This is a genomic window from Candidatus Purcelliella pentastirinorum, assembly GCF_003391335.1.
GTDB lineage: Bacteria > Pseudomonadota > Gammaproteobacteria > Enterobacterales > Enterobacteriaceae > Purcelliella > Purcelliella pentastirinorum.
Genome location: NZ_CP028374.1, coordinates 370,925 through 397,605 on the forward strand (window position 1 = coordinate 370,925; position 26,681 = coordinate 397,605).

The 26,681-nt window shown below is 20.4% G+C and carries 26 protein-coding genes, 1 tRNA gene and 2 pseudogenes; 15 read left to right on the forward strand and 14 right to left on the reverse strand.

Annotated features, from left to right (window positions below; translation table 11 throughout):
• The first annotated feature begins 20 nt into the window (after positions 1–20).
• The 4 genes from mutM to gap all read left to right on the forward strand — a co-directional run bounded on the left by mutM (position 21) and on the right by gap (position 3,595).
• A complete protein-coding gene (mutM, locus tag C9I82_RS01810) occupies positions 21–830 on the forward strand; it encodes a bifunctional DNA-formamidopyrimidine glycosylase/DNA-(apurinic or apyrimidinic site) lyase (protein WP_115956141.1) in 810 nt (269 codons plus the stop codon).
• Between the two features lie 411 nt (positions 831–1,241).
• On the forward strand, positions 1,242–1,658 hold the full coding sequence (locus C9I82_RS01815; protein ID WP_162859732.1) for a rhodanese-like domain-containing protein: 417 nt from the start codon (positions 1,242–1,244) through the stop codon (positions 1,656–1,658).
• A gap of 43 nt (positions 1,659–1,701) precedes the next feature.
• Entirely contained in the window at positions 1,702–2,460 is a 759-nt protein-coding gene (cysE, locus tag C9I82_RS01820) for a serine O-acetyltransferase (RefSeq protein ID WP_115956143.1), read from the forward strand.
• Between the two features lie 136 nt (positions 2,461–2,596).
• Entirely contained in the window at positions 2,597–3,595 is a 999-nt protein-coding gene (gene gap / locus C9I82_RS01825; protein WP_115956144.1) for a type I glyceraldehyde-3-phosphate dehydrogenase, read from the forward strand.
• Positions 3,596–3,609: 14 nt separating this feature from the next.
• Here gap and C9I82_RS01830 read toward each other — a convergent pair.
• Positions 3,610–3,682, reverse strand: a tRNA-Asn gene (locus tag C9I82_RS01830).
• Between the two features lie 107 nt (positions 3,683–3,789).
• Here C9I82_RS01830 and C9I82_RS01835 point away from each other — a divergent pair.
• On the forward strand, positions 3,790–4,578 hold the full coding sequence (locus C9I82_RS01835; RefSeq protein ID WP_115956145.1) for an enoyl-ACP reductase FabI: 789 nt from the start codon (positions 3,790–3,792) through the stop codon (positions 4,576–4,578).
• A 150-nt stretch (positions 4,579–4,728) separates the two neighbouring features.
• On the opposite strand, the gene tatC is transcribed toward C9I82_RS01835, so the two are convergent.
• The 9 genes and pseudogenes from tatC to lepA all read right to left on the reverse strand — a co-directional run bounded on the left by tatC (position 4,729) and on the right by lepA (position 12,365).
• On the reverse strand, positions 4,729–5,469 hold the full coding sequence (gene tatC, locus C9I82_RS01840) for a twin-arginine translocase subunit TatC (RefSeq protein ID WP_115956146.1): 741 nt from the start codon (positions 5,467–5,469) through the stop codon (positions 4,729–4,731).
• 38 nt (positions 5,470–5,507) lie between these two features.
• Positions 5,508–5,678 carry a hypothetical protein gene (locus tag C9I82_RS02360; protein ID WP_162859733.1) on the reverse strand — a complete coding sequence of 57 codons (171 nt, stop codon included), beginning with the start codon at positions 5,676–5,678 and terminating at the stop codon, positions 5,508–5,510.
• Positions 5,679–5,699: 21 nt separating this feature from the next.
• Positions 5,700–5,855, reverse strand: a pseudogene (gene tatA / locus C9I82_RS01845) (twin-arginine translocase TatA/TatE family subunit); the annotation flags it as partial.
• 131 nt (positions 5,856–5,986) lie between these two features.
• Positions 5,987–7,312 carry a CDP-diacylglycerol--serine O-phosphatidyltransferase gene (gene pssA / locus C9I82_RS01850; RefSeq protein ID WP_115956148.1) on the reverse strand — a complete coding sequence of 442 codons (1,326 nt, stop codon included), beginning with the start codon at positions 7,310–7,312 and terminating at the stop codon, positions 5,987–5,989.
• A gap of 57 nt (positions 7,313–7,369) precedes the next feature.
• Positions 7,370–7,750: a holo-ACP synthase gene (gene acpS / locus C9I82_RS01855; protein WP_115956149.1), complete on the reverse strand. Its 381-nt coding sequence runs from the start codon at positions 7,748–7,750 to the stop codon at positions 7,370–7,372.
• 320 nt (positions 7,751–8,070) lie between these two features.
• Positions 8,071–8,964 (reverse strand): GTPase Era, encoded by an 894-nt coding sequence (gene era, locus C9I82_RS01860; RefSeq protein WP_115956150.1) that lies wholly within the window; start codon positions 8,962–8,964, stop codon positions 8,071–8,073.
• Positions 8,961–9,641: a ribonuclease III gene (gene rnc / locus C9I82_RS01865; protein ID WP_115956151.1), complete on the reverse strand. Its 681-nt coding sequence runs from the start codon at positions 9,639–9,641 to the stop codon at positions 8,961–8,963. Before rnc ends, era begins: the two co-directional genes overlap by 4 nt.
• An 80-nt stretch (positions 9,642–9,721) precedes the next feature.
• Positions 9,722–10,552, reverse strand: coding sequence for a signal peptidase I (lepB, locus tag C9I82_RS01870; RefSeq protein WP_115956152.1), 831 nt, complete (start codon positions 10,550–10,552; stop codon positions 9,722–9,724).
• Between the two features lie 22 nt (positions 10,553–10,574).
• Complete coding sequence (gene lepA / locus C9I82_RS01875; protein ID WP_115956153.1) at positions 10,575–12,365, reverse strand: translation elongation factor 4; 1,791 nt, start codon at positions 12,363–12,365, stop codon at positions 10,575–10,577.
• Between the two features lie 253 nt (positions 12,366–12,618).
• Between lepA and ribA the strand changes: the two genes are divergently transcribed.
• Positions 12,619–13,203: a GTP cyclohydrolase II gene (ribA, locus tag C9I82_RS01880; RefSeq protein WP_115956154.1), complete on the forward strand. Its 585-nt coding sequence runs from the start codon at positions 12,619–12,621 to the stop codon at positions 13,201–13,203.
• 35 nt (positions 13,204–13,238) lie between these two features.
• Here the strand turns inward: ribA and cysB are convergent, their stop codons facing one another.
• Positions 13,239–14,213, reverse strand: coding sequence for an HTH-type transcriptional regulator CysB (gene cysB, locus C9I82_RS01885; protein WP_115956155.1), 975 nt, complete (start codon positions 14,211–14,213; stop codon positions 13,239–13,241).
• Between the two features lie 322 nt (positions 14,214–14,535).
• Between cysB and C9I82_RS01890 the strand changes: the two genes are divergently transcribed.
• Positions 14,536–15,267, forward strand: a complete 732-nt coding sequence (locus C9I82_RS01890) for a YciK family oxidoreductase (protein WP_115956156.1) — start codon at positions 14,536–14,538, stop codon at positions 15,265–15,267.
• Here C9I82_RS01890 and C9I82_RS01895 read toward each other — a convergent pair.
• Together C9I82_RS01895 and C9I82_RS01900 are read right to left on the reverse strand one after the other, a co-directional pair.
• Complete coding sequence (locus C9I82_RS01895) at positions 15,251–15,892, reverse strand: transglycosylase SLT domain-containing protein (protein WP_115956157.1); 642 nt, start codon at positions 15,890–15,892, stop codon at positions 15,251–15,253. The two genes, C9I82_RS01890 and C9I82_RS01895, sit on opposite strands and share 17 nt — an antisense overlap.
• 35 nt (positions 15,893–15,927) lie before the next feature.
• Positions 15,928–16,245, reverse strand: coding sequence for a DUF496 family protein (locus C9I82_RS01900; RefSeq protein WP_115956158.1), 318 nt, complete (start codon positions 16,243–16,245; stop codon positions 15,928–15,930).
• Between the two features lie 364 nt (positions 16,246–16,609).
• Between C9I82_RS01900 and ssb the strand changes: the two genes are divergently transcribed.
• The 7 genes and pseudogenes from ssb to pheT all read left to right on the forward strand — a co-directional run bounded on the left by ssb (position 16,610) and on the right by pheT (position 22,925).
• A complete protein-coding gene (gene ssb / locus C9I82_RS01905; RefSeq protein WP_115956159.1) occupies positions 16,610–17,062 on the forward strand; it encodes a single-stranded DNA-binding protein in 453 nt (150 codons plus the stop codon).
• A gap of 38 nt (positions 17,063–17,100) precedes the next feature.
• A pseudogene (gene thrS, locus C9I82_RS01910) lies at positions 17,101–18,309 on the forward strand (threonine--tRNA ligase); the annotation flags it as partial.
• Positions 18,310–18,315: 6 nt separating this feature from the next.
• Positions 18,316–18,852: a translation initiation factor IF-3 gene (infC, locus tag C9I82_RS01915; protein ID WP_115956161.1), complete on the forward strand. Its 537-nt coding sequence runs from the start codon at positions 18,316–18,318 to the stop codon at positions 18,850–18,852.
• 48 nt (positions 18,853–18,900) lie between these two features.
• Positions 18,901–19,098, forward strand: coding sequence for a 50S ribosomal protein L35 (rpmI, locus tag C9I82_RS01920; RefSeq protein ID WP_115956162.1), 198 nt, complete (start codon positions 18,901–18,903; stop codon positions 19,096–19,098).
• Between the two features lie 29 nt (positions 19,099–19,127).
• Entirely contained in the window at positions 19,128–19,472 is a 345-nt protein-coding gene (gene rplT, locus C9I82_RS01925) for a 50S ribosomal protein L20 (RefSeq protein WP_115956163.1), read from the forward strand.
• A 49-nt stretch (positions 19,473–19,521) separates the two neighbouring features.
• Positions 19,522–20,511, forward strand: a complete 990-nt coding sequence (gene pheS, locus C9I82_RS01930; protein ID WP_115956164.1) for a phenylalanine--tRNA ligase subunit alpha — start codon at positions 19,522–19,524, stop codon at positions 20,509–20,511.
• A gap of 23 nt (positions 20,512–20,534) precedes the next feature.
• A complete protein-coding gene (gene pheT / locus C9I82_RS01935) occupies positions 20,535–22,925 on the forward strand; it encodes a phenylalanine--tRNA ligase subunit beta (protein ID WP_115956165.1) in 2,391 nt (796 codons plus the stop codon).
• Between the two features lie 22 nt (positions 22,926–22,947).
• On the opposite strand, the gene metG is transcribed toward pheT, so the two are convergent.
• Complete coding sequence (metG, locus tag C9I82_RS01940; protein ID WP_115956166.1) at positions 22,948–24,570, reverse strand: methionine--tRNA ligase; 1,623 nt, start codon at positions 24,568–24,570, stop codon at positions 22,948–22,950.
• 181 nt (positions 24,571–24,751) lie between these two features.
• Here metG and sppA point away from each other — a divergent pair, with 181 nt between their 5' ends.
• Positions 24,752–26,599: a signal peptide peptidase SppA gene (sppA, locus tag C9I82_RS01945; protein ID WP_115956167.1), complete on the forward strand. Its 1,848-nt coding sequence runs from the start codon at positions 24,752–24,754 to the stop codon at positions 26,597–26,599.
• Positions 26,600–26,681: the final 82 nt, after the last annotated feature.

Consider the following 26,681-nt stretch of genomic DNA (forward strand, 5'->3'; position numbering starts at 1 on the left):
TTTATATTTAATTTTTTATTATGCCTGAATTACCTGAAGTAGAGAATATTGTATCTTGTATAAGGAATATTTTAGTAAATAGAATAATTTTGTATACTATTATAAAGAATGATAGGTTGCGTTGGTGTATACCATTTGAAATAAAACAATTATTTAATGTTCGAGTTTTTAATGTATATAGACGTGGTAAATATATAATATTAAAATTGTATAGTGGTTATATTATTATTCATTTAGGAATGACAGGTGTTTTTAGTTTATTATTTAATAAATTAAATTTTGGTAAACATGATTGTTTAGATTTGATTCTTGATAATAATATGATTATTCGTTATTCTGATTGTAGAAAGTTTGGATTTTGGTTATGGTTTAATAAAGAAGATAAAAATTTTTTTTTAGATAAATTAGGTCCTGAGCCATTAAGTGAAAATTTTAATTGTAATTATTTATATAATTTAACTAGATTAAGGAAAATATCTATTAAAAGTTTTTTGATGAATAGTAAGTTTGTTGCTGGTATAGGAAATATATATGCTAATGAATCTTTATTTCAATCTGGTATTATTCCTACCAGGTTATCTATGAATATAAATTTTAATGAATGTGTAAATCTTGTTAATTCTATTAAAAAAATATTATCAATTGCTATTAAACATAATGGTACTACAATAAAGAATTTTAAACAAATAAATGGTAAATTAGGAGAATTTAGTAAATATTTAAAAGTTTATGGTAGAAAAAATAAATTGTGTAAAAAATGTAATAATTTATTAATTTATATTAGGCAAAATCAAAGATCTAGTTTTTTTTGTAAATTTTGTCAAAGTTAATTTCATAATTTATTTTTTAGTTTGTCTATAATATCTTTATATATTATTTTTGGTATAAAGTCTTTATATTACTTTTTAGCTTTGTTATTTTTTTTATTAATGAAGATGAGATATAATTAAATTTTTTTTCTGATATTAAAAAATATATTTTTTAATTTTGGTGATAAATTTTTGTCTAAGTATACCATTTGTTGTTCTTTAATAAAATTATTTATATTAAGTGATCTCTAATTAATATATTTATTTTTTATTTTTTTTATAATTTAATTGAATATCTTTTAATTTTAAAGTTATTTATTTTTTATTTTTTTTATTTAAAATTAAATTTATTTTAAATATATTATTATTTCTTTATATCTTATATTATATTTTTAATATAAATTATTTTATTTTAATTTTATGAAAGATTTTATGAATTTTATAAATAATCATTTTTTATTTATATTAATTTGGTTATTAATTTTATTTTATATCTTAATAGTTTTTTTTATTAATTTATTTAATAAAATATTGTTTGTAAATTGTAACAAGGTTGTATATTTATTAAACAAGCATGATGCTGTTATTTTTGATGTTAGATCATTTGATGAATATGTATTGGAACATTTTCCTCAATCTATTCATATTAATATTAATGATTTAAATGATAATAATTTTAATATTTTAAGAAAACATCAATCTAAACCAATAATATTGGTCTGTAATACTGGTAGTTTGTCTTTTAATTTAGCTAAAAGGTTTAAGAAAAATGGTTTTTTAAATATTTATATCCTTGATGGTGGTATATCAGCATGGAAAAATGAAAATTTGCCTTTAATAAATAGATAATTTTTTATATTTTATTTGATTATTTTTTTTAGGTGTGTAATTTATGTTTTATGATAAGATTTATAATTTATGGAATAAAATTAAAAAAGAAATTAAATTTCTTTGTAAGACTGAACCTATTTTAGTAAATTTTTATAATAAAAATTTATTAAAACGTAAAGATTTTGCTGATGCTTTAAATTATTTATTATCAAATAAATTTGCTGATTATTTTATATCATTTTCTACTATTTATAGCTTAATAAAAGAAATTTATATAGATAGTCCTTTTATTGTTGATTTTGCTTTATATGATATAAAAGCTATATATCATAAAGATCCTATAGTGGATAAGTATTCTACTCCATTTTTATATTTTAAAGGTTATCATGCTTTACAAGCTTATCGTATAACTCATTGGTTGTGGGATAAACATAGATATTCTTTAGCTTTGTATTTGCAAAATAAAATTTCTTCTTTGTATGCGGTGGATATACACCCAGCTGCTTGTATTGGTTATGGTGTTATGTTTGATCATGCTACTGGTATAGTTGTTGGTGAAACTACTGTAATAGAAAATAATGTTTCTATTTTGCAATCTGTTACTTTAGGTGGTACTGGTAAGGATAATTTTGGTAATCGTCATCCTAAGGTACGTGAAGGTGTTTATATAGGGGCTGGTGCAAAGATATTAGGTAATATAGAAATAGGCAAAGAATCTAAAATTGGTGCTGGTTCTGTTGTTTTAAAATCTATACCTCCTAATTCTACAGCTGCTGGAGTACCCGCTAATATAATTAATAGATCTAATTTTTCTGATTAAATTTGAATAAATAATACTTTTAATAATTAATTTATTAATATGATATATTTATAGTATACTTTTTAATAGAATTTATTTAGATGATATTTAAATTTATTTTATATTTTTTTATTTAAATATTTTTTGGTGGTTAAATATGACAGTAAAAATAGGTATTAATGGATTTGGTAGGATTGGTCGTATTGTTTTTAGAGAATCTCAAAAAAGATCAGATATTAAAGTTGTAGCTATTAATGATTTATTGAATATTGAATATATGGTTTATTTATTAAAATATGATTCAACTCATGGTTATTTTAAAGGTGATATTACATATGATGAAAATTTTATTAATGTAAATAATAATAAGGTATTTATTACATCTGAAAGTGATCCTTGCAAGATAAATTGGAATATGTTAGATATTGATGTTGTTGTTGAATCAACAGGTGTTTTTTTGAATTATAAAGATTCTTATAAACATATTTTATCTGGTGCTAAAAAAGTGGTTATAACAGCTCCAGCTAAGGATAATATTCCAATGTTTGTTAGAGGTGTAAATTTTGATAAGTATTCTGGTCAAAATATAGTTTCTAATGCTTCATGTACAACTAATTGTCTTGCCCCATTAGCTAAAGTTATTAATGATAATTTTACTATTATTGAGGGTTTAATGACAACTGTACATTCTGTAACTTCTACTCAAAAAACTGTTGATTCTCCTTCCAACAGAGATTGGAGAGGTGGTAGAGGTGTATTACAAAATATAATTCCTTCATCTACTGGTGCAGCTATAGCTGTAGGAAAAGTAATTCCTGAATTATATGGTAAATTAACAGGTATGGCTTTTAGAGTTCCAACGGCTAATGTTTCAGTTGTTGATTTAACAGTTAGATTTAAAAAAGCTGCTTCTTATCAAAATGTATGTGATGCTATTAAAATAGCTTCAAATAGTTATTTGAAAAATGTTATGGGTTATACTGAAGATGAAGTTGTTTCTACAGATTTTAATGGTAATTTACTAACTTCTATATTTGATATTAATGCTGGTATTTCTTTAAATAATAATTTTATGAAATTGATATCTTGGTATGATAATGAAACAGGTTATTCTAGTAAAGTATTAGATTTAGCTGTTATGATTAATGAATTTTAATTATTTTAGTTTTTCTCCCCCGACTGGATTCGAACCAGTGACATACGGATTAACAGTCCGCCGTTCTACCAACTGAACTACAGGGGATAATTTTGTTTACATGCGGATTATTACTACGATATTTTATATTATACGATTTTATTAGTCAAATTGAATTTTTTTGATTTTTTGATTTTTATTTAGGATGAATATATATGAATATGTTGCAAAATAAAAAGATTCTTATTTTTGGTATTTCAAGTAAATTATCTATAGCTTATGGTATTGCAAAAGCTATGCACTTTCATGGAGCAAAATTAGCTTTTACATATCAAAATGAAAAATTAAAGAATAGAGTTATAAAATATGCTTCAGAATTTGATTCAAATAAAGTTTTTTTTTGTGATGTTCAAGATGATTATAGTTTGAGTAAATTATTTGATGATTTATCTGTCGTATGGGATAAATTTGATGGTTTTGTTCATTCTATAGCTTTTGCTCCTAGAGATCAATTATCTGGAGATTATATTGATGTTATTAATCGTAAGGGTTTTGAAGTTTCTCATGATGTTAGTTCTTATAGTTTTGTTAATTTAGCTAAAATTTTTCGTAGTATTTTAAAAGAAGGTTCTTCTTTGTTAACCTTAACATATCTTGGGTCTCAATATGTAGTTCCCAATTATAATGTTATGGGTTTAGCAAAAGCTTCATTAGAAGCAAATGTTAAATATATGGCTTATTCTCTTGGCAAAAATAATATACGTGTTAATGCTATATCTGCTGGTCCTATTAAAACTTTAGCATCTTCTGCAATTGCTGGTTTTAAAAAGATGCTTGTTTTTTTTAAAAATTTTAATTTTTTAAAACGTTTAATTAGTATAGATGAAATTGGCAATGTTGCTGCTTTTTTGTGTTCTGATTTGTCTAGTGGTATTACTGGAGAAGTAATTCATGTTGATGGAGGTTATAATGTGAATGGTATTGATTCAGATGTATTTATTTGAAATTGATTTTGGTAATTTTATATTTTAAAAATTATTATTTTTTATTTAAATATATTAGATATATTTTTTTTTATGTTTATAATTTTATTATATTTATTAATTTTTTTTTTTTATGTTTATAATTAAATTTTATTAGTTATGTTTTTTTATTTATTTTTCTTTTACTTTTTGTATAGTATTTTCGTATATTGTTGAAAAAAGTATACCAATTTCAAATAGTATATACATAGGTAATGCCAATATAATTTGTGATAATATGTCTGGAGGAGTTACTAACATACTTATAATAAATGTTATAATTAATATATATGATCTATTATTTTTAAGAGTTTTTGTATTAATAATTTTTATTATACATAATAGTAAAATTAAAATAGGGATTTCAAATGATATTCCAAAAGTTATGAATAGTTTCATTATGAAATCTAGATAATTAGATATATCTGCAGTTATTAAAATTTCATTTGGTACTGTTTTTGTTAAAAAAATAAATAAAACCGGCATTATTATATAATATGTGAATATTATACCTGAATAAAATAATATGAAACTAAAAAATATTAGTGGTTTTATTATTTTTTTTTCTTTTTTATATAATGCTGGTGAAATAAATTTCCATATTTGATATATATTAAAAGGCATTGTTATTAATATTGATAAAATGAATGTTAATTTTATTGGTGTAAATAATGGTGATGATATATTTATAGCTATCATCTTTGTTCCATATGGTAATAGTTTAATTAGAGGAATAGCTATAATGTGATAAATATAATTTGAAAAATAAGATAATATTAAAAATGTAGTAATTATTATTACTATACAATTAATTATTCTTTTCCTTAATTCTATTAAATGATTAATGATAGATAATTTAATTTCATTACTCATATTTTATTTTTTTTTTTTTAAATTACGAGTTATTATTTTTAATATTTAATTGTTTTGATTAATTCTTTTTTAATATTTGATATTATTTTTTTTATTTTTTTAGTTGTTTTTCTTGTCTGATTTATTAATTTTGGTATTTTTGAAGGTTTTGTGCTTATCAATGTAATTATTAATATTAGTAATATTTTATTAAAATTTAAATCTATCATTTTTACCTCATTTATTTATTTATTTTTTTTATTTTTTTCATTTTCATTCATTGCTTTTTTAAATCCTTTAATGGATTCTCCTAAATCTGCTCCTAAATTACGTAATTTATTTGTACCAAATAATACTGTTACTATTATTGCAATGATAAGTAATTGACCTATGCTAATATTTCCCATGTTATTTTCCTTATTTTTTTATAATATTTTACATCCAAATAGATATTTTGTTAGAATAACTTGATATTAAGTATTAGTATTTTGAATATTTTATTTTTTATATAATAAATGTTATTTTATTAGTAATTTTATTATATGATTTTGTTTATTATTTTATCTATATGTATTCTTCTTATTCTTCTTATTAATTTACAAATATTTTTAGGATATTCTGATATTGTTTCTAATTCTGAGTAATTTTTTATTGTTTTTGTATTATTTATTATATTTTTTAGTTCTAAATTAGTTTTTTTTCTTAATTTTTTTTTAGGATCATGAATTAGTAATGCATTTTCTAAATCTAGATTCCATGATCTGGGATTTAAATTACTACCAGTTAAAAAAATCCATTTATTATCCGACCAAATTCCTTTTACATGATAAGAATTATTTTCATTTTTCCATATTCTTATAGTTAATAATTTTTTGTTTATATAATTTTGCATAAATTTTATAAATTTTCTTAAGTTTATTTCATATAAATATGGTAGTATTCCAATTATGTTARWTTTTTTWTTTTTATCTATATAAAAATCATTTGCTTTTTTATCACTTACGATTATTTCTATTTTTTTTTTTTTTTTTAGTAAATATTTAATTTTATATTTAATGAATATTGGTAGATTAAAATATGGTGTGCATATTATTAATTTTTTTTTAGTCGATGATATTATATTAATTATAGTTTGATTTACTGAATTTTTTTTACCTATACCTACTATAGGAGCTATTGATAATTCATTATTTTTTGCTTTATTTTTATAAGAATAGTTTATATTTTTTATTTTATTTTTTGTTTTTTTGTTTTTTGTTTTTTTGTTTATACAATTTTTATTTGATTTATTGATAAGATTTTTATTTATCCATGTATACATTATATTTGTTAAATATTTATTTTTTATAATTTGATATCTATCGTGTCTATATTTTTTTTTTTGTTGTAAATATAAGTTATTCATATTAGCGCCGCTGTAAATTAAATAATTATCTATTATAATTCCTTTTAGATGTAAAACCCCCATTGTTTCTCTATTTGCTATTGATATTCCATGTATTGGAATAAAATTTTTATTTTTTTTTGCTATTTTTATATACCAATCCATATTTGTAATTTTTTTTTTTGATCCTATAAGATTACGTCTTGCCCTAAACCAATCAACTAAAATATTTATTTTTATTTTTGGGTTCTTTTTTTTAATAGAATATAATTCTTTTAATATATTATATCCACTTTCGTCATTTTCTAAATATAAGGTTACTATGCATATTCTATTTTTTGCATTTTTTATTTTTTTTATTAATGTTTTACGAAATTTTTTTGGTGATATTAAAAATGTTATGTCTTTTTTTAATAATGGTATTTTTGGAATAGATTTTAGATATTTTTTATTTTTATATAATTTTTTTTTTTGCAACATATATTTTATTTTTTTTTAATATTTTTATATTAATTTTATTTTTATTATTTTAATTAATTAGTTTTCTGCAATTGCAACTGCACATGCATATTTTTTTTCATCAGAAATCGTTAAATGAAATGTTTTTATTCCTATATTTTTAGTTATATTTTTTATTTTTTTTGAAAGAAATATTTTAGGTTTGCCGAAATTATTATTGTAAATTTCCAGTTGATTGAATGATAGTCCACATCTCATTCCCATCCCAAATGATTTAACTATAGCTTCTTTTGCGGCAAATCTTTTTGCTAAAAAATGTATTGGTTTTTTGTTTTTTAAATATTGTTGAAATTCATTTTTATTTAATATTTTTATTGCTAATGTATTTCCTGATTTTTTTACTATTTTTTTTATTCTTATTATTTCAACAATATCTATACCTATTCCTATAATTGTCATTTATTAAATGGTTATTTTATTAGTTGTTTTATTTCTTGCATTGTTTTTTAAATCCTACAAATATTGTTTTATTAAAAATTGTATGTTTAATATTTAATATTTTTATTTTTTATATGTTTTTTATCCTCTCTTAAGTTGATATTTATATAATTTTTATTGTTTTTTTAGTTATTAATATTATTTTTAACAAATTTTTACATTTTATATTTCTAGTATTTTTATTGTTGTAAAGTGATCTATATTTATTCCTAATTTTGTTTTTTTCATATTTACTTTTATTTATTATTATTTTATAAGTTTTTTTAAATAAATAAATTTTGTTAGTTTAAATTTATTTTGTTTATTAATTTATATTTATTTTTCCATTTTTTTTTTACATTTACTGTTAGATTTAAATTTATTTCTTTATTTAAAAAAATATTAATTTGTTTTTTTGCTTCTATTTTTATTTTTTTTATTAAATTACCATTTCTTCCTATTATTATTTTTTTTTGGCTTTTTTTTTCCACCCATATTGAACATTTTATATAATAAATATTATTTTTTTTTATTATATGTTTTAATTCTACATGTATAGAATATGGTAATTCTTTAAATAAATTAAATATTATTTTTTTACGGATGATTTCTGATATTAAAAAATTTTTTGATTGATTTGTTATATATTTATATGAAAAAAAATGTTTTTTTTTAGATAGATTATTATTAATAATTTTTTTTAATTTGTTTATATTTTCTCCCGTTTTTACAGATACTGGTATTATATCTTGAAAATTGACATGTTGACTAATTTTTTTTATATATGGTAATAATTTTCTTTTATCTTTTATTTTGTCAATTTTGTTTATTATTATTATTATAGGTTTTTTTATTTTTTTTAATTTATTTATAATAAAAAGATCATTTTTATCTAATTGTGTCTTGTTTAATAAAAAAATAATTATATCAGTATTATTTATTGTTTTAATGGAATTTTTGTTCATTATTTTATCTATCATTTTTTTTTGTTCTGAATTTATACCAGGTGTATCAATAAAAATTTTTTGTTTATTTTTTTTAGTCTTAACTCCTATTATGGTATTTCTAGTTGTATGTTTTTTATTTGACACCATTGAAATATTTTTTTTAACTAGTTTATTTAATAATGTTGATTTTCCTGTATTTGTTTTCCCTATAATTGTAAAATATCCACAGTAATTTTTTTTTATTTTCATAATATTTTCAATTTGATAAGTGCTTGTTTTGCAGCTTCTTGTTCAGCTTTTTTTTTACTTAACCCTATACCTAAAATTAAATCAGTTTTATTATTTATTTTACATTGTATTGTAAATTTTTGTTCGTGTGTTATTCCTTCCATTTTTATTAATGAATATGATGGTAATGGTAAATTCATTTTTTGCAGATATTCTTGTAATCTTGTTTTTGGATCCTTGAAAATTTTATTTGGATAGATATTTTGTAGTTTTTTTTTATACCATTTGAGGATTATTTTTTCAATGGTTATTATATTACTATCTAAAAATATTCCACCTATCAATGCTTCTATTGAATTTGCTAAAATAGATTTTTTTTTAAATCCTTTATTTTTTATTTCTCCAGGACCTAAATTTAGGTATTGACCTAATGTGAATTCTTTAGCTATTATTGTTAGTGTATTTCCGTTTACTAGATTTGATCTTATTCTACTCATATTACCTTCTCTAATTGTTGGAAAATTTTTGTATAGTGTGCTACTTATTACATAATTTAAAATTGCATCTCCTAAAAATTCCATTCTTTCATTATGTTGTTTGTTTGCACTTCTATGAGTTAATGTTTGTTTTAATATTTTTTGATTACTAAAAGTATATCCTATTTTTTTTTGTAATGATGTTAATATAATATTATCCATGATTTTATAAATATTAATTATTTAATTTATTTATTTTATATAATATATATTATATATTTATTTTTTTTATATTATTTATTCTATTGAATTTTACCAATTCTATTTAATCTAATTCCAGTAGGCCATTTACCATCTTCTTGTTTTAAGTTCATCCATATAAATTTTGCTTTACCTACGATATTTATTTTTGGAACAAATCCCCAAAATCTGCTATCGTAACTATTATCTCTATTATCTCCTAATACAAAATAATTATTTTTTGGTATTTTCCATGTTTTTATATATTTATTTGATGGATATATTAATAAGTTATTTTTTTTTTTTGTATTATTTATTAAAATATAATGTTTTTTATTTTCTATTTTTTCTTCTATTAATATTTTATTGTTTTCATTTTTTTTAGTGTGATAAATTACTGATATATTTTTTTGTTTTCTATATATTTTAATTGTTTTTTTCAAATTATTATATGATATTACATCGCCTGGTATGCCTATTATTCTTTTTATATAATATAATTTTGTATTTTGAGGGTATTTGAATACTATAACGTCCCCTCTTTTTGGGTTTTTTAATTTTATTAGTGTTCTTTGTGTTATTGGATCTTTTAATCCGTAGGAGAATTTTTCTACTAAAATAAAATCTCTTACTATAAGATTAGGTAGCATTGATTTTGATGGTATTTGAAATGGTTCGTAAATGAATGATCTTATTATAAATACAAATAATAAAGTAGGAAATATTGATGCAATATTTTTTATTAAGTATTCTTTTTTTGTAAATCTTATTTTTTCTTTTTTTTTTTTAGTTTTTTTTTGTATATATGATATTAATTTTAATTTTTCTGCAATCCATATAGTTGCTGTAAATATTGTAATTATTTCTAGTATTATGGAAAAATAATTGTTCATAATTATTCCTAAATATATTATTTTATTTTTGGTTTATATTTAAAATCGATAAAAATACATTTTTTGGTATATTTATATTTCCTATTTGTTTCATTTTTTTTTTTCCTTTTTTTTGTTTTTTTAGTAATTTTTTTTTTCTTGTTATATCTCCACCATAGCATTTTGCTATTACATTTTTACGTAATTGTTTTATTTTTCTACTAATAATTATTTTTTTGTTGCATTGTGCTTGAATTATTATATCAAATTGTGTTCTTGAAATTAATGGTATTATTTTATCTATCATTTTTTTTGATATAATTTGCGCGTTTGATTTATGTGTAATTGTTGATAATATATCTATATTAATTTTATTAATTAATATTTCTATATATACCATATTTGAATTTTTAAATTCCTTAAAAGAATATTGCACAGAAGCATATCCATTTGATATAGATTTTATATTATTATAGAAATCGAAAATTATCTCTACCATAGGTATTTCATATTTTAAAATTATATAGTCATCATTATGATAAGATATATTTTTTTGTATACCTCTTTTTTTATTACATAATTTTATTATTTTTCCTAAATATTTTTTATTTAGTAAAATAATACATTTTGCAAATGGTTCTTGAAAATCTTTTATATTTTTTATTGAATAAAATTTTTTAGGATTATTTAAATATATTATTTTATTACAAAATGTTTTTACTCTATATACAACTGAAGGTAAAGTATTTATAATATTTATATTATATTCTCTTTTTATTCTTTCTTTTATTATTTCCATATGTAATAACCCTAAAAATCCACATTTGAAACCAGGTCCTAATGTTGAAGAATTTTCAATTTCATAGATTAATGCAGAATCGTTTAGTTTTAGTTTTTTTAATGCTATTTCTAGATTTTTGTGATATTTTTGTTCAATTGGGAATATTCTTGCATATACTTGTGGTTTTATTTTTTTAAAATTTTTTAAATTTTTTTTCGCTGGGTTTATTTTTTTTGTTATTGTATCTCCTACCGGAACCGATTCAATATCTTTAGTTCCACAAAAAATCCATCCTACTTCACCACAGTGAAGTTTTTTTTTTTTTATTTCTTTAGGATTAAATTTTATAATTTTATTTATTTTATATTTTTTTTTTGTACTCATTACTAGAATAATATCTCCTATTTTTAGGTATCCATTTTTGATCTTTATTAGTGATATTATTCCTTGATATTTATCAAATTTTGAATCAATTACTAGTGCTTGTAATGGTTTATTTTTATTACCGTTTGGTTTTGGTATTTTTTTAATTATTTTTTTAATTATTTTTTTAACTCCATATCCTGTTTTTGCAGAGCAAAAAAATATTTTTTTATCTTTTATATTAAAGGTATTTTTTATTTGTTTTGTTACTTTTTTTATATTTGCTGTTTTTAGATCTATTTTATTTATTACAGTTATTATTTTTAATTTCATTTTAGTTGCTATTTGATAATTAGCAATTGTTTGTGCTTCTATACCCTGAGATGCATCTATTAACAATATTGCTCCTTCACAAGCTGATATTGAACGTGATACTTCATATGAAAAGTCTACATGTCCTGGAGTATCTATTAAATTTAATTTATATTTATTTTTGTTTTTATCTATATAATTTAAATTTATACAATTTGCTTTTATTGTAATTCCTCTTTCTTTTTCTAGTTCCATTGAGTGTAATATTTTATTTTTTATTGATATATTTTTGTTACAAATTTGAATTAATTTATTAGATAATGTTGATTTTCCGTGATCAATATGTGCTATTATAGAAAAATTTCTTATATATTTCATGATTTTATATTTTATAGTTTTAATTATTATTTTTTATATTTTAAAATGATTATTATATTTATTTATTATTAATTTTAACTAATTTTGTATTTTTTTATTCTCTATTTTTAAAATTATATAATTAATATATTTTTATGTAAAAATATTATTTTTTATATTTTAATAATTTAATTAATTTTTTATATTTTAGAATATTATAAATGTTTAATAAAATTAATATATTATTATATTATATAAAATTTTGGGGAATAAGATGTATCTTAAAAAGGTTGCAAGGGCAAAATTACCTACTAAATGGGGTAATTTTTTAATATTCGGTTTTGAAGAATTATTAACTAAGAATAATCATGTTGCTATTGTATATGGTAAAATAAATTCTGATTCTCCAATTCTTGTTAGAATTCATTCTGAATGTTTAACTGGTGATGCTTTATATAGTTTAAGATGTGATTGTGGTTTTCAATTGGAAGCTTCTTTATCTATAATATCTAAAGTTGGTAATGGAATTTTATTATATCATCGTCAGGAAGGTAGGAATATAGGTTTATTAAATAAGATTAAAGCGTATTGTTTGCAGGATCAAGGTCATGACACAGTTGATGCTAATCGTATTTTAGGTTTTTCTGAAGATGAACGTGATTTTAAAATTTGTGTTGATATGTTAAATATTTTAGGTGTAAAAAAGATACGTTTATTAACAAATAATCCCTGTAAAGTTTTATTTTTATCACAAGCTGGTATTAATGTTGTTGAACGTATACCATTAGTTGTTGGTAATAATCCTAAGAATTATGATTATTTACATACTAAATTTAATAAAATGGGTCATTTAATATGATGTTTTTTATATTATTAAATTATAAATTAACATTTTTATTTAATTGGTAATTTTATATTTTTGAACATTATTTCTATTTCTTTATTTGATTTTAAAGATATAGCGTTATCTATCATATCTCTAGTTAAGTGTGGTGCAAAACGATAGATAAAATCGTACATATATCCTCTTAAAAATGTACTGCGTTTAAATCCTATTTTAGTTATTCCATTAGCAAATATGTTATTGCAATTAATGCATTTTAGATCAGAATCAGAAATTGGATCTATTGCCATATTAGCTATAATACCGATACCTAATCCTAGTCTTACATATGTTTTTATTATATCTGCATCTGTTGCAGTAAATACAATTTTGGGTTTTAAGCCAGCTTTATTAAATGTTTTTTCTAATTCTGAACATGCAGAAAAACTGAAAGTGTATGTTACTAATGGATATTTTGCTAATTCATTTATTTTTATATTTTTTTGATTAGCTAATGGATGTGTAGGCATTATTATTATTACACGATTCCAATTATGACATGGTAACATGATTAAATCATCATATAAATGTAATGTTTCTGTTGCAATTGCAAAATCTGCATTTCCTCTAGAAACAGCATCTGATATTTGTTTTGGTGATCCTTGTTGCATATGTAATGATACTTTGGGATACTTGTTTATAAATCCTTTTATTACATCTGGCAGCGCATATCTAGCTTGAGTGTGTGTTGTTGCAACAAATAATGATCCTCTATCTGGCCATGTGTGTTCTTCGGCTATAGATTTAATGGATTCTACTTTAGATAAAATTTCTCTTGCAATATGAATTATTTTTTTTCCTGCAGATGTTATTTCTGTTAAATGTTTTCCACTTCGTATAAAAACCTGTATACCTAATTCATCTTCTAACATTCTTACTTGTTTACTAATTCCTGGTTGTGATGTGTACAGTCCTTCTGCAGTTGATGATACATTTAGATTATGATTGACTACTTCTACAATGTAACGCAATTGTTGTAATTTCATATATTTTATCCAAAAAAATATTTATTTTTACTTAATGTCAATATAAATTTAATTTTATAATTTGTATATTTTATTTATTTTCATTAAGAATTGTTATTAATATAACATTTTATTATATATATTAATATTAGAATATTTTTTAATTTTTTAATTTATTTTTGATTTTTTTAATATTAAATATATAATTTATATTTTATTTATTTAAATAAAATTATTTTATTATATTAGATGATTAGAATATAATATTTTTAATTTTAATTAATTTAATTTATTATATTTTTTGAATTTTCCATTAAAATAATTATTTTTTATGTAGCAATTTATGAATTATATTTTTGATGTCAATTTATTGAAAGATCGTGTTATATTAATAACAGGCGCTACTGGTGATATTGGTAAATGTGTCGCTATTACTTATGCTAAATGTGGAGCTAAAGTTATTTTATTAGGTCGTAATTTTTATAAATTAAGGAATGTAAAAAATTATATTAATTCTATAAGAAAATTTAGTGCTAGTAGTTATGTAATTGATATGAATAAATTAACATATAATAATGCTAAAAAATTTGTTAGTAAGGTGAAAAATAAATATGTAAAATTAGATGGAGTTTTACATAATTCAGGAGATTTAGGTTTATTATTATCTATAAATAAATATCCTATTTATTTATGGAAACGTGTTATTAGAGTTAATTTAGATTCTGTGTTTATTTTAACAAGGGTATTATTGCCTTTATTGTTAAAATCATCTTCTTCATCATTATTATTTACCACTTCTAGTGTTGGTAGAATAGGCAGATCCAAATGGGGTGCTTATTCTATTTCTAAATTTGCTATTGAGGGTATGATGCAAATTTTATCATTAGAATATAAGGATACGTCTTTACGTGTAAATTGTGTTAATCCAGGACAAATAAGAACTAAAATGCGTACTTTGGCATATCCAAATGAAGATGTCTCATTATTAAATGATCCTATAGATATAATGCCTATGTATTTATATTTAATGAGTAACGATAGTATTAAAAAAACAGGTTTTAGTTTTGATGTTTAATATTATTATTTATATTATTATATAAATAATTTACTTTAATTAAATATTTGTATATTTGTTTATATGGATGTTTTGTTTTTATATACCATAAAAATTTGTTTGGTGATATTTTATTTATTATTTTCATAGATATTTCTTGTTTTTTTGAAAAAATTTTTAATAATGCACCTATACCACCTACATATGAAACTATTATAGCATATCGTAATATTTTTTTATTTTTAATTTTATTCAACATTTTATATTGTAATAAATATATATAATTTGTACCTATATCAATGTTTATTTTAGGGTTTTTTAATTTTTTTTTAGATGGTTGTCCTTCTATTTTTCTATATTTATATACTTCTTTACCTGCTGTAGAAGGTTTAATTTGCATTAAACCTATTGCATTTGATTTGCTTATAGCGCAAGGATTACCATTAGATTCTATTTTAATTAGAGATATTATTAATTTTATATTTATTTTATATTTTTTAGATGCATCAAGTATTAATTTATTCCATTTTTCTACTGTTTTTAAATCTTTATAAAATATTTTATTGTTTATTTGTTTATTATGATTTTGGTTATGTATACAACTTATTATCATGAATATTATTGGTATTATTTTTTTTATTTTCATTTTATAAAAAAAATTGATTTTTATATTTTTTTTAATTATATTTTATTTTTTCCTATGATTTTTAATTTTTTTGATATATCTCTACGTTCTTTTGATAATTCTGCATTTTTTATTATATATTCATCAATTCTTTCTTCATAATCATTACTCATTGTTTTTATTATTTTTTTTATTGCATCTGTTGTTATGTTTGGTTTTATATATTCATTTAAATTTTTTAATAATAATATTCTATTTTTATCATCTTGTATTTTGTTTTCTATTTCTTTGATTTCTCTTTTTAATTTATTTTTTTTTCTAAATGTTTTTACGAATTCTAATAAATTTTTGAATGTTTGTTTTGAATTTTCCATATTATCCTTATTAATTTTTTATTAATATTATATAGTTTTTAAAATTATTATTTTATTTATTATATATTTGATTTTAATTTAATTTAAATTAAGCATCATATTTTTATTATCTTAATTATTATTTATATATATTTTATTATTTTTTAAAATATTATTTTTAATATTTAATATTAAATATTAGTATTTTATTTTTATTTAATATTTTGTATTAATTTTTTTATTATTGATGATATAATAAATTTTATTTAATAATTTTTTTACTAATGTATATTATATAACAATAATAATAATTTAGATTTATTTTTTAATAATTAATATTTTTTTATACAATGTAATTATATTTTTTATATATTCAGGATAATATATGGTTAGCAGAGGTGTTAATAAAGTAATTCTAATTGGTAATTTAGGTCAAGATCCTGAAATACGTTATATGCAAAATGGTAATGCTGTTACAAATATTACTTTAGCAACATCTGAAAGTTGGCGTGATAAACAAACTGGTGAAAATAAAGAAAGAACTGAATGGCATAGAGTTGTTTTATTTGGTAAATTAGCAGAAATTGCTAATGAATATTTACGTAAAGGATCACAAGTTTATGTCGAAGGTTCCTTGCAAAAAAGAAAATGGCAGGATAAAAATAATCAGGAGCATTATATTACAGAAATTATTGTTAATCTTAATGGTACTATGCATATGTTAGGTAATAAAAAAAATTTTACTATTACTTCTTCATTAAAAGACAAGGATAATTGGGATCAGAAAAAAACAAATATTAGTGAAGATACAATTTTGGATGACGACATTCCTTTTTAATTTAATATATTATATAGATTATTATGAATCTACTTAAAGAAAGAGATCATCGTAAAATTAATAAATATCTTGATTTTTATCATATTGAAGATATTTCTTCTGGTATTGTTTTTTGGCATAATAATGGATGGATAGTATTTAAGGAATTAGAAAGTCTAATACGTTTGAAATTAAAAGAATATGATTATCAAGAAGTAAAGACACCAATGATTTTAAGTAAAAAAATTTGGGATATGACTGGTCATTTAGATAATTTTAAAGAATTAATATTTACCACGTATTTTGAAGATACTGAATATTGTATAAAACCTATGAATTGTCCTTGTCATATTCAAATTTTTAAGTATGGAATTAAATCTTATCGGGATTTACCTATAAGAATTTCTGAATTTGGTAGTTGTCATCGTAAAGAATTTTCAGGTTCTTTATATGGTTTGATGCGATTGAGACATTTTACTCAGGATGATGCTCATATATTTTGTAGTTTTGATCAAGTTCGTTCTGAAGTAAATAGTTGTATTAAAATGATTTATGATATTTATAATATTTTTGGTTTTAAAAATATTTTAGTAAAATTATCTACAAGACCTGATAAAAGATTAGGAGAAGATAGTTTATGGGATTTAGCTGAAAAGGATTTATTATCTGTATTAGAAAGTAATAACATAAATTTTAGTTATCAATATGGTGAAGGTGCTTTTTATGGTCCTAAAATTGAATTTATTTTGAATGATTGCTTAAATCGTTCTTGGCAATGTGGTACAATTCAATTAGATTTTATATTATCTAATAAATTAAATGTATTTTATATTAATAAGGATAATGAACGTATTTCCCCTGTTATCATACATAGAGCAGTGCTTGGTTCTATAGAAAGATTTATAGGTATATTGATAGAAGAAACTTATGGTCATTTACCAACTTGGTTATCTCCAATTCAAGTTGTTGTATTATATATAACTGATAGTCAAAAATTTTATGCTAATGAAGTAAAAAATTTATTAGAAATTGAAGATATTCGTGTTAAATTAGATACTAGAAATGAAAAAATTGGTTTCAAAATACGTGAATATACTTTAAAAAGAATTCCTTATTTGTTAATTTGTGGAAATAATGAAGTTAAAAATAATACTGTTTCTATACGTACTTGTTTAGGTAAAAAGATTAACAATATTTTTCTTTGTGTATTTATTAATAGACTAAAGAAAGAAATTGATAATTATAGTATTAATAAAATGGAAAATTAAGACGTTATGATTTTAAAAAAAATGTATTCTATGATATCTAATAAAATAAATAGAGAAATAAATGTTGATAAAGTTCGTTTAATAGGTGTAAATGGTGAAAAAATAGGTATTGTTACTTTAAATGATGCTTTATTTATGGCAGAAAGAGCTGGTGTTGATTTGGTAGAAATTAATGCTAATACAAATCCTCATGTATGTCGTATTATAGATTATGGTAAATTAATTTATGAACGAGGTAAATCATTAAAAAATAATAAAAAAAAACAAAAAGTTATACAAACAAAAGAGGTAAAATTTAGACCTGCAACAGATAAGGGTGATTATAACGTTAAATTACGTAATTTGCTTCGTTTTCTATTAAACGGATGTAGAGTTAAGGTTACTTTACGGTTTAGGGGTAGAGAAATATCTCATCAACAATTAGGTATAGATATGTTAAATCGTATTAAATTAGATTTGATGGATTGTGCTAATGTTGAGTCTTTTCCTTTAAAAATAGAAGGTAGACAGATGATTATGTTATTAATTCCTAAAAAAAAATGATAAGAAAATAATTATTTTTTTATTTAATTATAATATTGAGAGAAGCTTATGTCTAAAATAAAAACAATACGATCTGTTTATAAGAGATTTAAGAAAAATCCTTCAGGATTAGTGAAACGTAAAAGAGCTAATTTGCGTCATTTATTATTTAAAAAAAGTAGTAAACGTAAAAGACATTTAAGACAAAAAGCTGTTGTTTTAAGATGTGATTTAGTTCATATATTACCTTGTCTACCATATGTTTGATTTATTGTTATATTTTGAAGGATTATATTATGGTTAGAATTAAAAGGGGTGTTGTATCTCATGCACGTCATAAAAAAATTTTAAGTAGTGCTAAGGGTTATTATGGTTCTCGTTCTAGAGTATATAGAGTAGCTGTACAAGCTGTTATAAAAGCAGGACAGTATTCTTATCGTGATCGTAAACAACGTAAAAGACAATTTAGGCGTTTATGGATTATTAGAATAAATGCTTTTGTTAGAAATTATGGAATTAATTATAGTAATTTTGTATATCTTATGAAAAAAGCTTCTATTTCTTTGAATAGAAAAATATTAGCAGATATGGCTATTAATGATAGTAAAAGTTTTATTATTTTAATGAAGAAATTAATTTAATTTATTTATATTTTTTTAAAATTTACTATTAAAATTTTAAGATATGATCATGTTTAATTTTTCAAAATTTTTGTTAAAAGCTTGTGATGAAATAAATAGTATTAAAGATTATGTGGAATTAGATAGTTTACGTATTAAGTATTTAGGTAAAAATAGTTTTTTAAATTTTCAATTTAAAGAAATGATTAAATTAGATAAGCAAGATAGAATAAAATTAGGTTCTATTTTGAATAGAGTAAAAAATAGTTTATTGAAAATTATTAGTCGTCGTAAATCTAAGTTAGATTATTTATTTTGTAAAAATGATTTATTTTTAAAAAACAAAATTGATATATCTTTGCCTGGAAGACAGATAAGAAATGGTTCTTTACATCCTATAAATATAATTATCAATTTATCAAAAATCTTTTTTTCTTCTTTAGGTTTTTCTTACGTTTTTGGTCCTGAAATTGAAGATTATTATCATAATTTTGATGCTTTAAATATACCTTATGGTCATCCTTCCAGGAGTAAAAAAGATACTTTTTGGTTTAATAATAAATATTTATTACGTACTCAGACCTCATCTGTACAAATAAGATTTATGAAGAAAACCTCCCCTCCAATTCGTTTTATTAGCTTAGGTCGTGTATATAGAAATGATTGTGATAGATTACATACACCTATGTTTCATCAAATTGAAGGTGTTATGGTTGATAAAAATATTAGTATTTCTAATTTAAAATGGATAATTATTAATTTTTTACGTGCTTTATTTATTAATAAAAAATATTATATTCGTTTTCGTCCGTCTTATTTTCCTTTTACAGAACCATCTATTGAAGTAGATATTAAAATAAATAATAGTAAATGGTTAGAAATATTAGGTTGTGGGATGATACATACCAATGTATTGAGTAATGTTAATATAGATTCAAATATTTATTCTGGATTTGCTTTTGGTATAGGTGTAGAAAGATTAACTATGTTGTATTATAATATTAAAGATTTACGTGTTTTATTTGAAAATGATATAAGATTTTTAAAACAATTTAAATAATTTAAGATTTATAGGTTTGATTAATGAGATTTAGTAGAAATTGGTTAAATGAATTTATTGATATTTCTGAAAATAGTAAATTATTATATAAACAATTTACTATGTTAGGGATGGAAGTAAATAGTATTACATCAATTTATTGTATGTTTAGTAATATTATAGTCGGAGAGATCTTTAATGTTTGTTGTTTATCTAATAAAGATGGTATATATCTTGTTAAAGTGTTTGTAGGTAACGATTTTTTTTTAAATGTTATTAGTAAAAAATTTAGTTTTGTTATTGGAATGAAGGTTGCTATTGCTACAATAGAATCAATTTTACCTAATAGTTTGTATATTAAAAGACAAGTATTTAAAAATTTTATTTCTGATGGTATTATATGTTCATATCACGTACTAGGTATTGAATGTAATAATTTTAATATAATTATTTTACCAAATTATGTTAAGGCAGGTAAAGATATATTAAATTATTTTGATTTTAAAGATAAAATTATAGATATTTCTATAAATTATAATCGATCTGATTGTCAAAATATGTTAGGTTTAGCCAGAGAATTATCTGTTTTAAGTTTTAGAAATATTAAAGAATTTGATATCCTTACTAAAATAAATATTAACAACAGTAATTATTTACCTATTACTGTTGAAGATAATTGTTTATCTCCAATTTATTTAGGTAGAATAATAAAAAATATTAATATTAATAATATTATTCCTATATGGATGAGTGAAAGACTACGTCGTAGTGATATTGTTTTAGTTAATTCTGTTGTGGATATTATAAATTATGTTTTTTTAGAATTTGGTTTATTTGTGAATGTATTTGATTTAGATTTTATCGATGGAAGAATAAATATTAGATTAAATAAATTAGGTGAAAAAATAATTTTAATTGATAATTCTGATTTTATATTAAATGATACTAATATTTTAGTAGTTGGGGATAATAATAAAATTATAGAAATTGCTGGTTTTTCAAATAGTAAGTATTGTGTTCTGGGTAAGAAAACAAAAAATTTATTTTTAGAATGTGCTTTGTTTTCTTCTAAAATTATTAATAATTTTATTATTAATAATAAAATTAAAACAAATTTTATTCGTTTTAATTCTAAGAACACAGATTTTTCTTTTTTTCGTAGAGTTATAGATAGAGTTACTTATTTTATTTTAAGTATATGCGGTGGGGAAGCTGGGTCTATTATTGATGTTTCAGATTTGAATTTTTTACCTAAAAAATATTATATAAAATTGAATTATAAGAAGATTAATTTATTTATAGGCCATAAAATAAGTTATAAGTTTATAATAAAAACTTTAGAATTTATTGGTTGTATATTAGATATTAATGATGATATTTTAAATGTTTATCCTCCATATTGGCGTTCAGATCTCTTAACTGAAGAGGATTTAATTGAAGAAATAATTCGTTTTTATGGTTATGATAAGATCCCTGATATTCCTATATTAGGTAATAATATACTAAAGACATTTAGTTCAAATTTATCTATTGATCGTGTTAAGACTCTTTTAGTTGATAAGGGATATCATGAAGTAATTACTTATGGTTTTGTTGATAATGATTTACAAACTTTATTGTATCCTAAAATTAATGGTTTATCTGTTCTAAATCCATTTTCATTAGAAAAATCTGTTATGCGTTTATCTTTATTTACTGGTTTATTAACTGTATTACAATATAATGTTAATCGTCAACAAAATGATATTTCTATATTTGAATTTGGTGTTTGTTTTTTACCTAAATTAACAACTGATTTTATAGTAAAGGAGAGATTGTTATTGAGTGCTTTATTAAGTGGAACAAAGTATAATGAATATTGGGATATGTTATCTGTAAATGTTGATTTTTATGATTTAAAAGGTACTATAGAATCTGTTTTGAGTTTATTTTATGATTTAAATTTAATTAATTTTAAAGCTAAAGAATATTCTTTTTTACATCCTGGTAAAAGTGCATCTATTTATTATAAAAATATATATATTGGTTGTATTGGTGTTATTCATCCTTTAATTGCAAAATATTTAGTTTTTGATAAACCTGTTATTTTATTTGAATTAATTTGGAATAGATTATTGGCCGCTTCTTTTTTTAATTTTAATGAAATATCTGTTTTTCCTGTTAATAGAAGAGATATTTCTTTGCTAGTTGATGATAATATATATGTCATGGATATTATAAATATTTGTAAAAAAGTTATTGGTAAATTATTAGTAAATATATATTTATTTGATGTTTATTATGGAAATTCTATACCTAAAGGGTATAAGAGTATTAGTATTGCTATTTTTTTACAGAGTTTTAATAAAACTTTAGAAGATTATGAAATATCTATAATTATAGATAAATGTGTGTGTTATTTACAAAATAGATTTAATATTAAATTGAGATATTAATTTTTATTTTTTTTTATTTTTTTTATTTTTTTAATAAATTTTTTATTTGGGTTTTTTTAATTCTATTAAATAATTTTTTAGGTTTTTTAATTTTGTGATTTAGTAGTGGTTTATCAATATTTTTTAATATTAAATTTGTATTGAGAAGTTTTTCTATTTTATTTGATAATTTAGGTAATATTGGTTTTAATAAAGTCATTAATATTTTAAATAGATTTATCCCTGTTGTGCATATTTCATGTATTTTATTTTTATTTTTTGATATTTTTATTAGTTTCCATGGGCTTTTTTGATCTATGTAGTAATTAGCGTTTTTTGTAAGTTCCATTATTTTTTTTATTATTTGTGAAAAATTACAATTATTAAAATATTTTAAAATATTTTTAGATTTTTTTACAAAAGTTTTATATAAATCATAATTATCCAATTTTTTAGATAATTTATTATTGTATAGTTTATTAATAAAGCTTAGGTTTCTATAGGCTAAATTTACTAATTTATTAACAATATCGTTATTTATTTTTTTTTTAAAATCTATTAAATTTAGATCAATATCTTCTAATTTATGTGATAATTTACTTGCAAAATAATATCTTAAACTATCAGAATTAAAGTATTTTAACCATGTTTTTGCTTTTATATATGTTTTTTTTGATTTAGACATTTTTATTTTATTGATAGTTAAATGTCCATGTATAAATATTTTATTTGGTTTTCTTAATTTACATCCTTCTAGTATTGCTATCCAAAACAAACTATGGAAATAAATGATATCTTTTCCTATAAAATGATATAGTTTTGTTTTTGTATTTTTATTCCAGAATTCATTAAAATTTATTTTTTTTTTTTTATTACATAAATTTTTAAATGTACTAATGTATCCAATTGTTGCATCTAACCATACATAAAAATATTTATTTGTTTTTGGTATTTTAAATCCAAAATAAGGTGCATCTCTTGAAATATTCCATTTTTTTAGTCCAATTTTAAACCATTCTATAATTTTATTTGATACATTTTTATTTAGTGTTCCTGAAGATATCCAGTTTTTTAACATTTTTGTAAATTTTGGCAAATTAAAGAAATAATGTATTGAATTTTTTAATATTGGTATACTATTTGAAATAGTTGATTTTGGGTTTATTATTTCTTTGTATGAGTAAGTTGATCCACATATTTCACAATTATCACTATATTGATTTTTTGTTTTACATTTAGGACAAGTACCTATTACTAATCTATCAGGTAAAAACATTTTTTCTTTTATATCGTAAAATTGTAAAGTTTTCTTTTTTTTAATAAGTTTTCTTTTTTTTAATATATTATATATTTTTACCAATATTTTTTTATTTTCTGAGCTGTGTGTTGAATGGTAATTATCATGAATAATATTAAAATTTTTAAAATCTGTTTTATGTTCTTTATATATTTTTTTTATTAATTGTTCTGGTGTTGATTTTATTTTTTTAGCTTTCAGCATGATTGGTGTTCCATGAGCGTCATCTGCACATATAAACCAAACTTCGTTATTTATCATTCTTTGATATCTTACCCATATATCAGCTTGTATGTGTTCTAATATATGTCCTAAATGTAATGATCCATTTGCATAAGGTAGAGCACAAGTTACTATAATTTTTTCCATTATTTATATAATATAAATTTTTTATTTCATTTATAATATTTAAGTTTTAATGTTTTAATTGTTTTTTATTATATTAATATATTTATGTTAAAATTAAAATTAAATTATTAGATAATAATTTTAAAATTAAATTTTATTTAATTAAAAATTCTAAAATAAAAATAGTAATTTTGGAGATTATATGTTTGTTTTTTTTATACAAAATGTTGTGTATTTTTTTAAAAAATTATTAAAATTTTTATCTTTTATTCGTATTTGTATTTTTAATTTTTTATTTATTTCAGTTATTTTATTAGTATTTATGTTTTTTTTTCATGTTAATTTTTTTAATATGTCTGCTACGAGTAGATTTAAAGCGTTAAGAATAAATTTAGTAGGTAATTTAATTGATAAACCTATAAATGATAATAATTTTAATAAATTTTTTCATACATTTTTTAAAAATAATGATATTGTTTTAAAAGAAAATTCTTTATTTGATATTATTAATCGTATTCGTTTAGCTAAAGAAGATTGTTCTATTAGTGGTATTGTTCTTGATTTAAAAGATTTTTTGAGTTCTGATTTATCTTCTTTAATTTATTTAGGAAAAGTTTTAATGGAATTTAGATCATCGGGTAAATATATATATGCTTTAGGAGATAATTATACTCAAACGCAATATTTTTTAGCTAGTTTTTCAAATAAAATATATTTATCTCCTGAAGGTGTTGTGGATTTACATGGGTTTTCTATTTATAATTTATATTATAAAGATTTTTTAAATAAATTAAGAGTTAATACTCACGTTTTTCGTGCCGGTATTTATAAATCAGCAGTTGAACCATTTATTTTTAATAAAATGAGTACTTCTTCTAAGAAAATATATAATAATTTAACAAATAATTTATGGAAAAATTATTTGTTAACTATATCTAGAAATAGACACATTAATATACATAGAGTATTTCCTGATATAGATAATATGTTACTTAAATTAAAAATAGTAAATGGTGATTATTCAAAATATGCTAAATATTTAGGATTAATAGATATCATAAAACCCAGAACATTAGTTGAAAAAGATTTTGAAAAAATTTTTGGTATTAACAAAGAAAGTAAAACTTATAATTTTATTGATATTTATGATTATTATCCTAAAAGTAATAAATCTAGTGTTTCCTTTAATGTAGCTGTTATTGTTATTAATGGAATAATTTCTGATATTAAATCACCACTAGGGATATCTAATAGTGATTTGATTATTAATCAAATACGTTATGCTAGATTAACAAATAGTATAAAAGCAATAATATTGAGGATTAATAGTCCTGGTGGAAGTGTTTCTGCTTCAGAGAAAATATATAATGAATTATTGACATTAAAATATACAGGTAAACCATTAATTGTATCAATGGGTGGTATGGCTGCTTCTGGAGGATATTGGATTACAACTACATCTAATTATATTATTGGTGATTGTAATACCATTACTGGATCTATTGGTGTTTTTGGTATCTTAAATACTTTAGATAGATCATTACATTCTATTGGTATAAATAGTGATGGTGTTTCTACATCTGTATTGTCTGATATTTCTATTTTTCGTTCTTTGCCTGTTAAAGTAAAACAAATTATTCAGTTAAATATATTACATAAATATAATAATTTTATTAAATTAGTTTCACTATCTAGAAATAAAACTATTTGTCAAATTGATAAAATTGCTAAAGGACATATTTGGTTAGGTAAAGAAGCAAAATCTAACGGATTGATTGATGAATTAGGAGATTTTGATAGTGCTGTAAGTAAAGCTATAGAATTAGCAAATTTAAAGTATGTGAATTTATATTGGTTTAATAATAGTGAGAATATTTTATCTTTTGTAATTGATCAATTAAAAATTTTTGTTAATGATATTTTTTTAAATAAAGTAAATAATTCTTTTAGTGTTCAATTAGTTAATAATTATATTAATAATAGTTATTATTTTTTTAATAAAAAGAATACTATTTATTCTTTTTGTTTTTTTAATTTATGTTTGATTTAATTTTATTTTTTTTTTTATATATTATTAAATTAATATTTTATCAAATATAATTGTTATATATTTTAAATATGATAAATTAAGT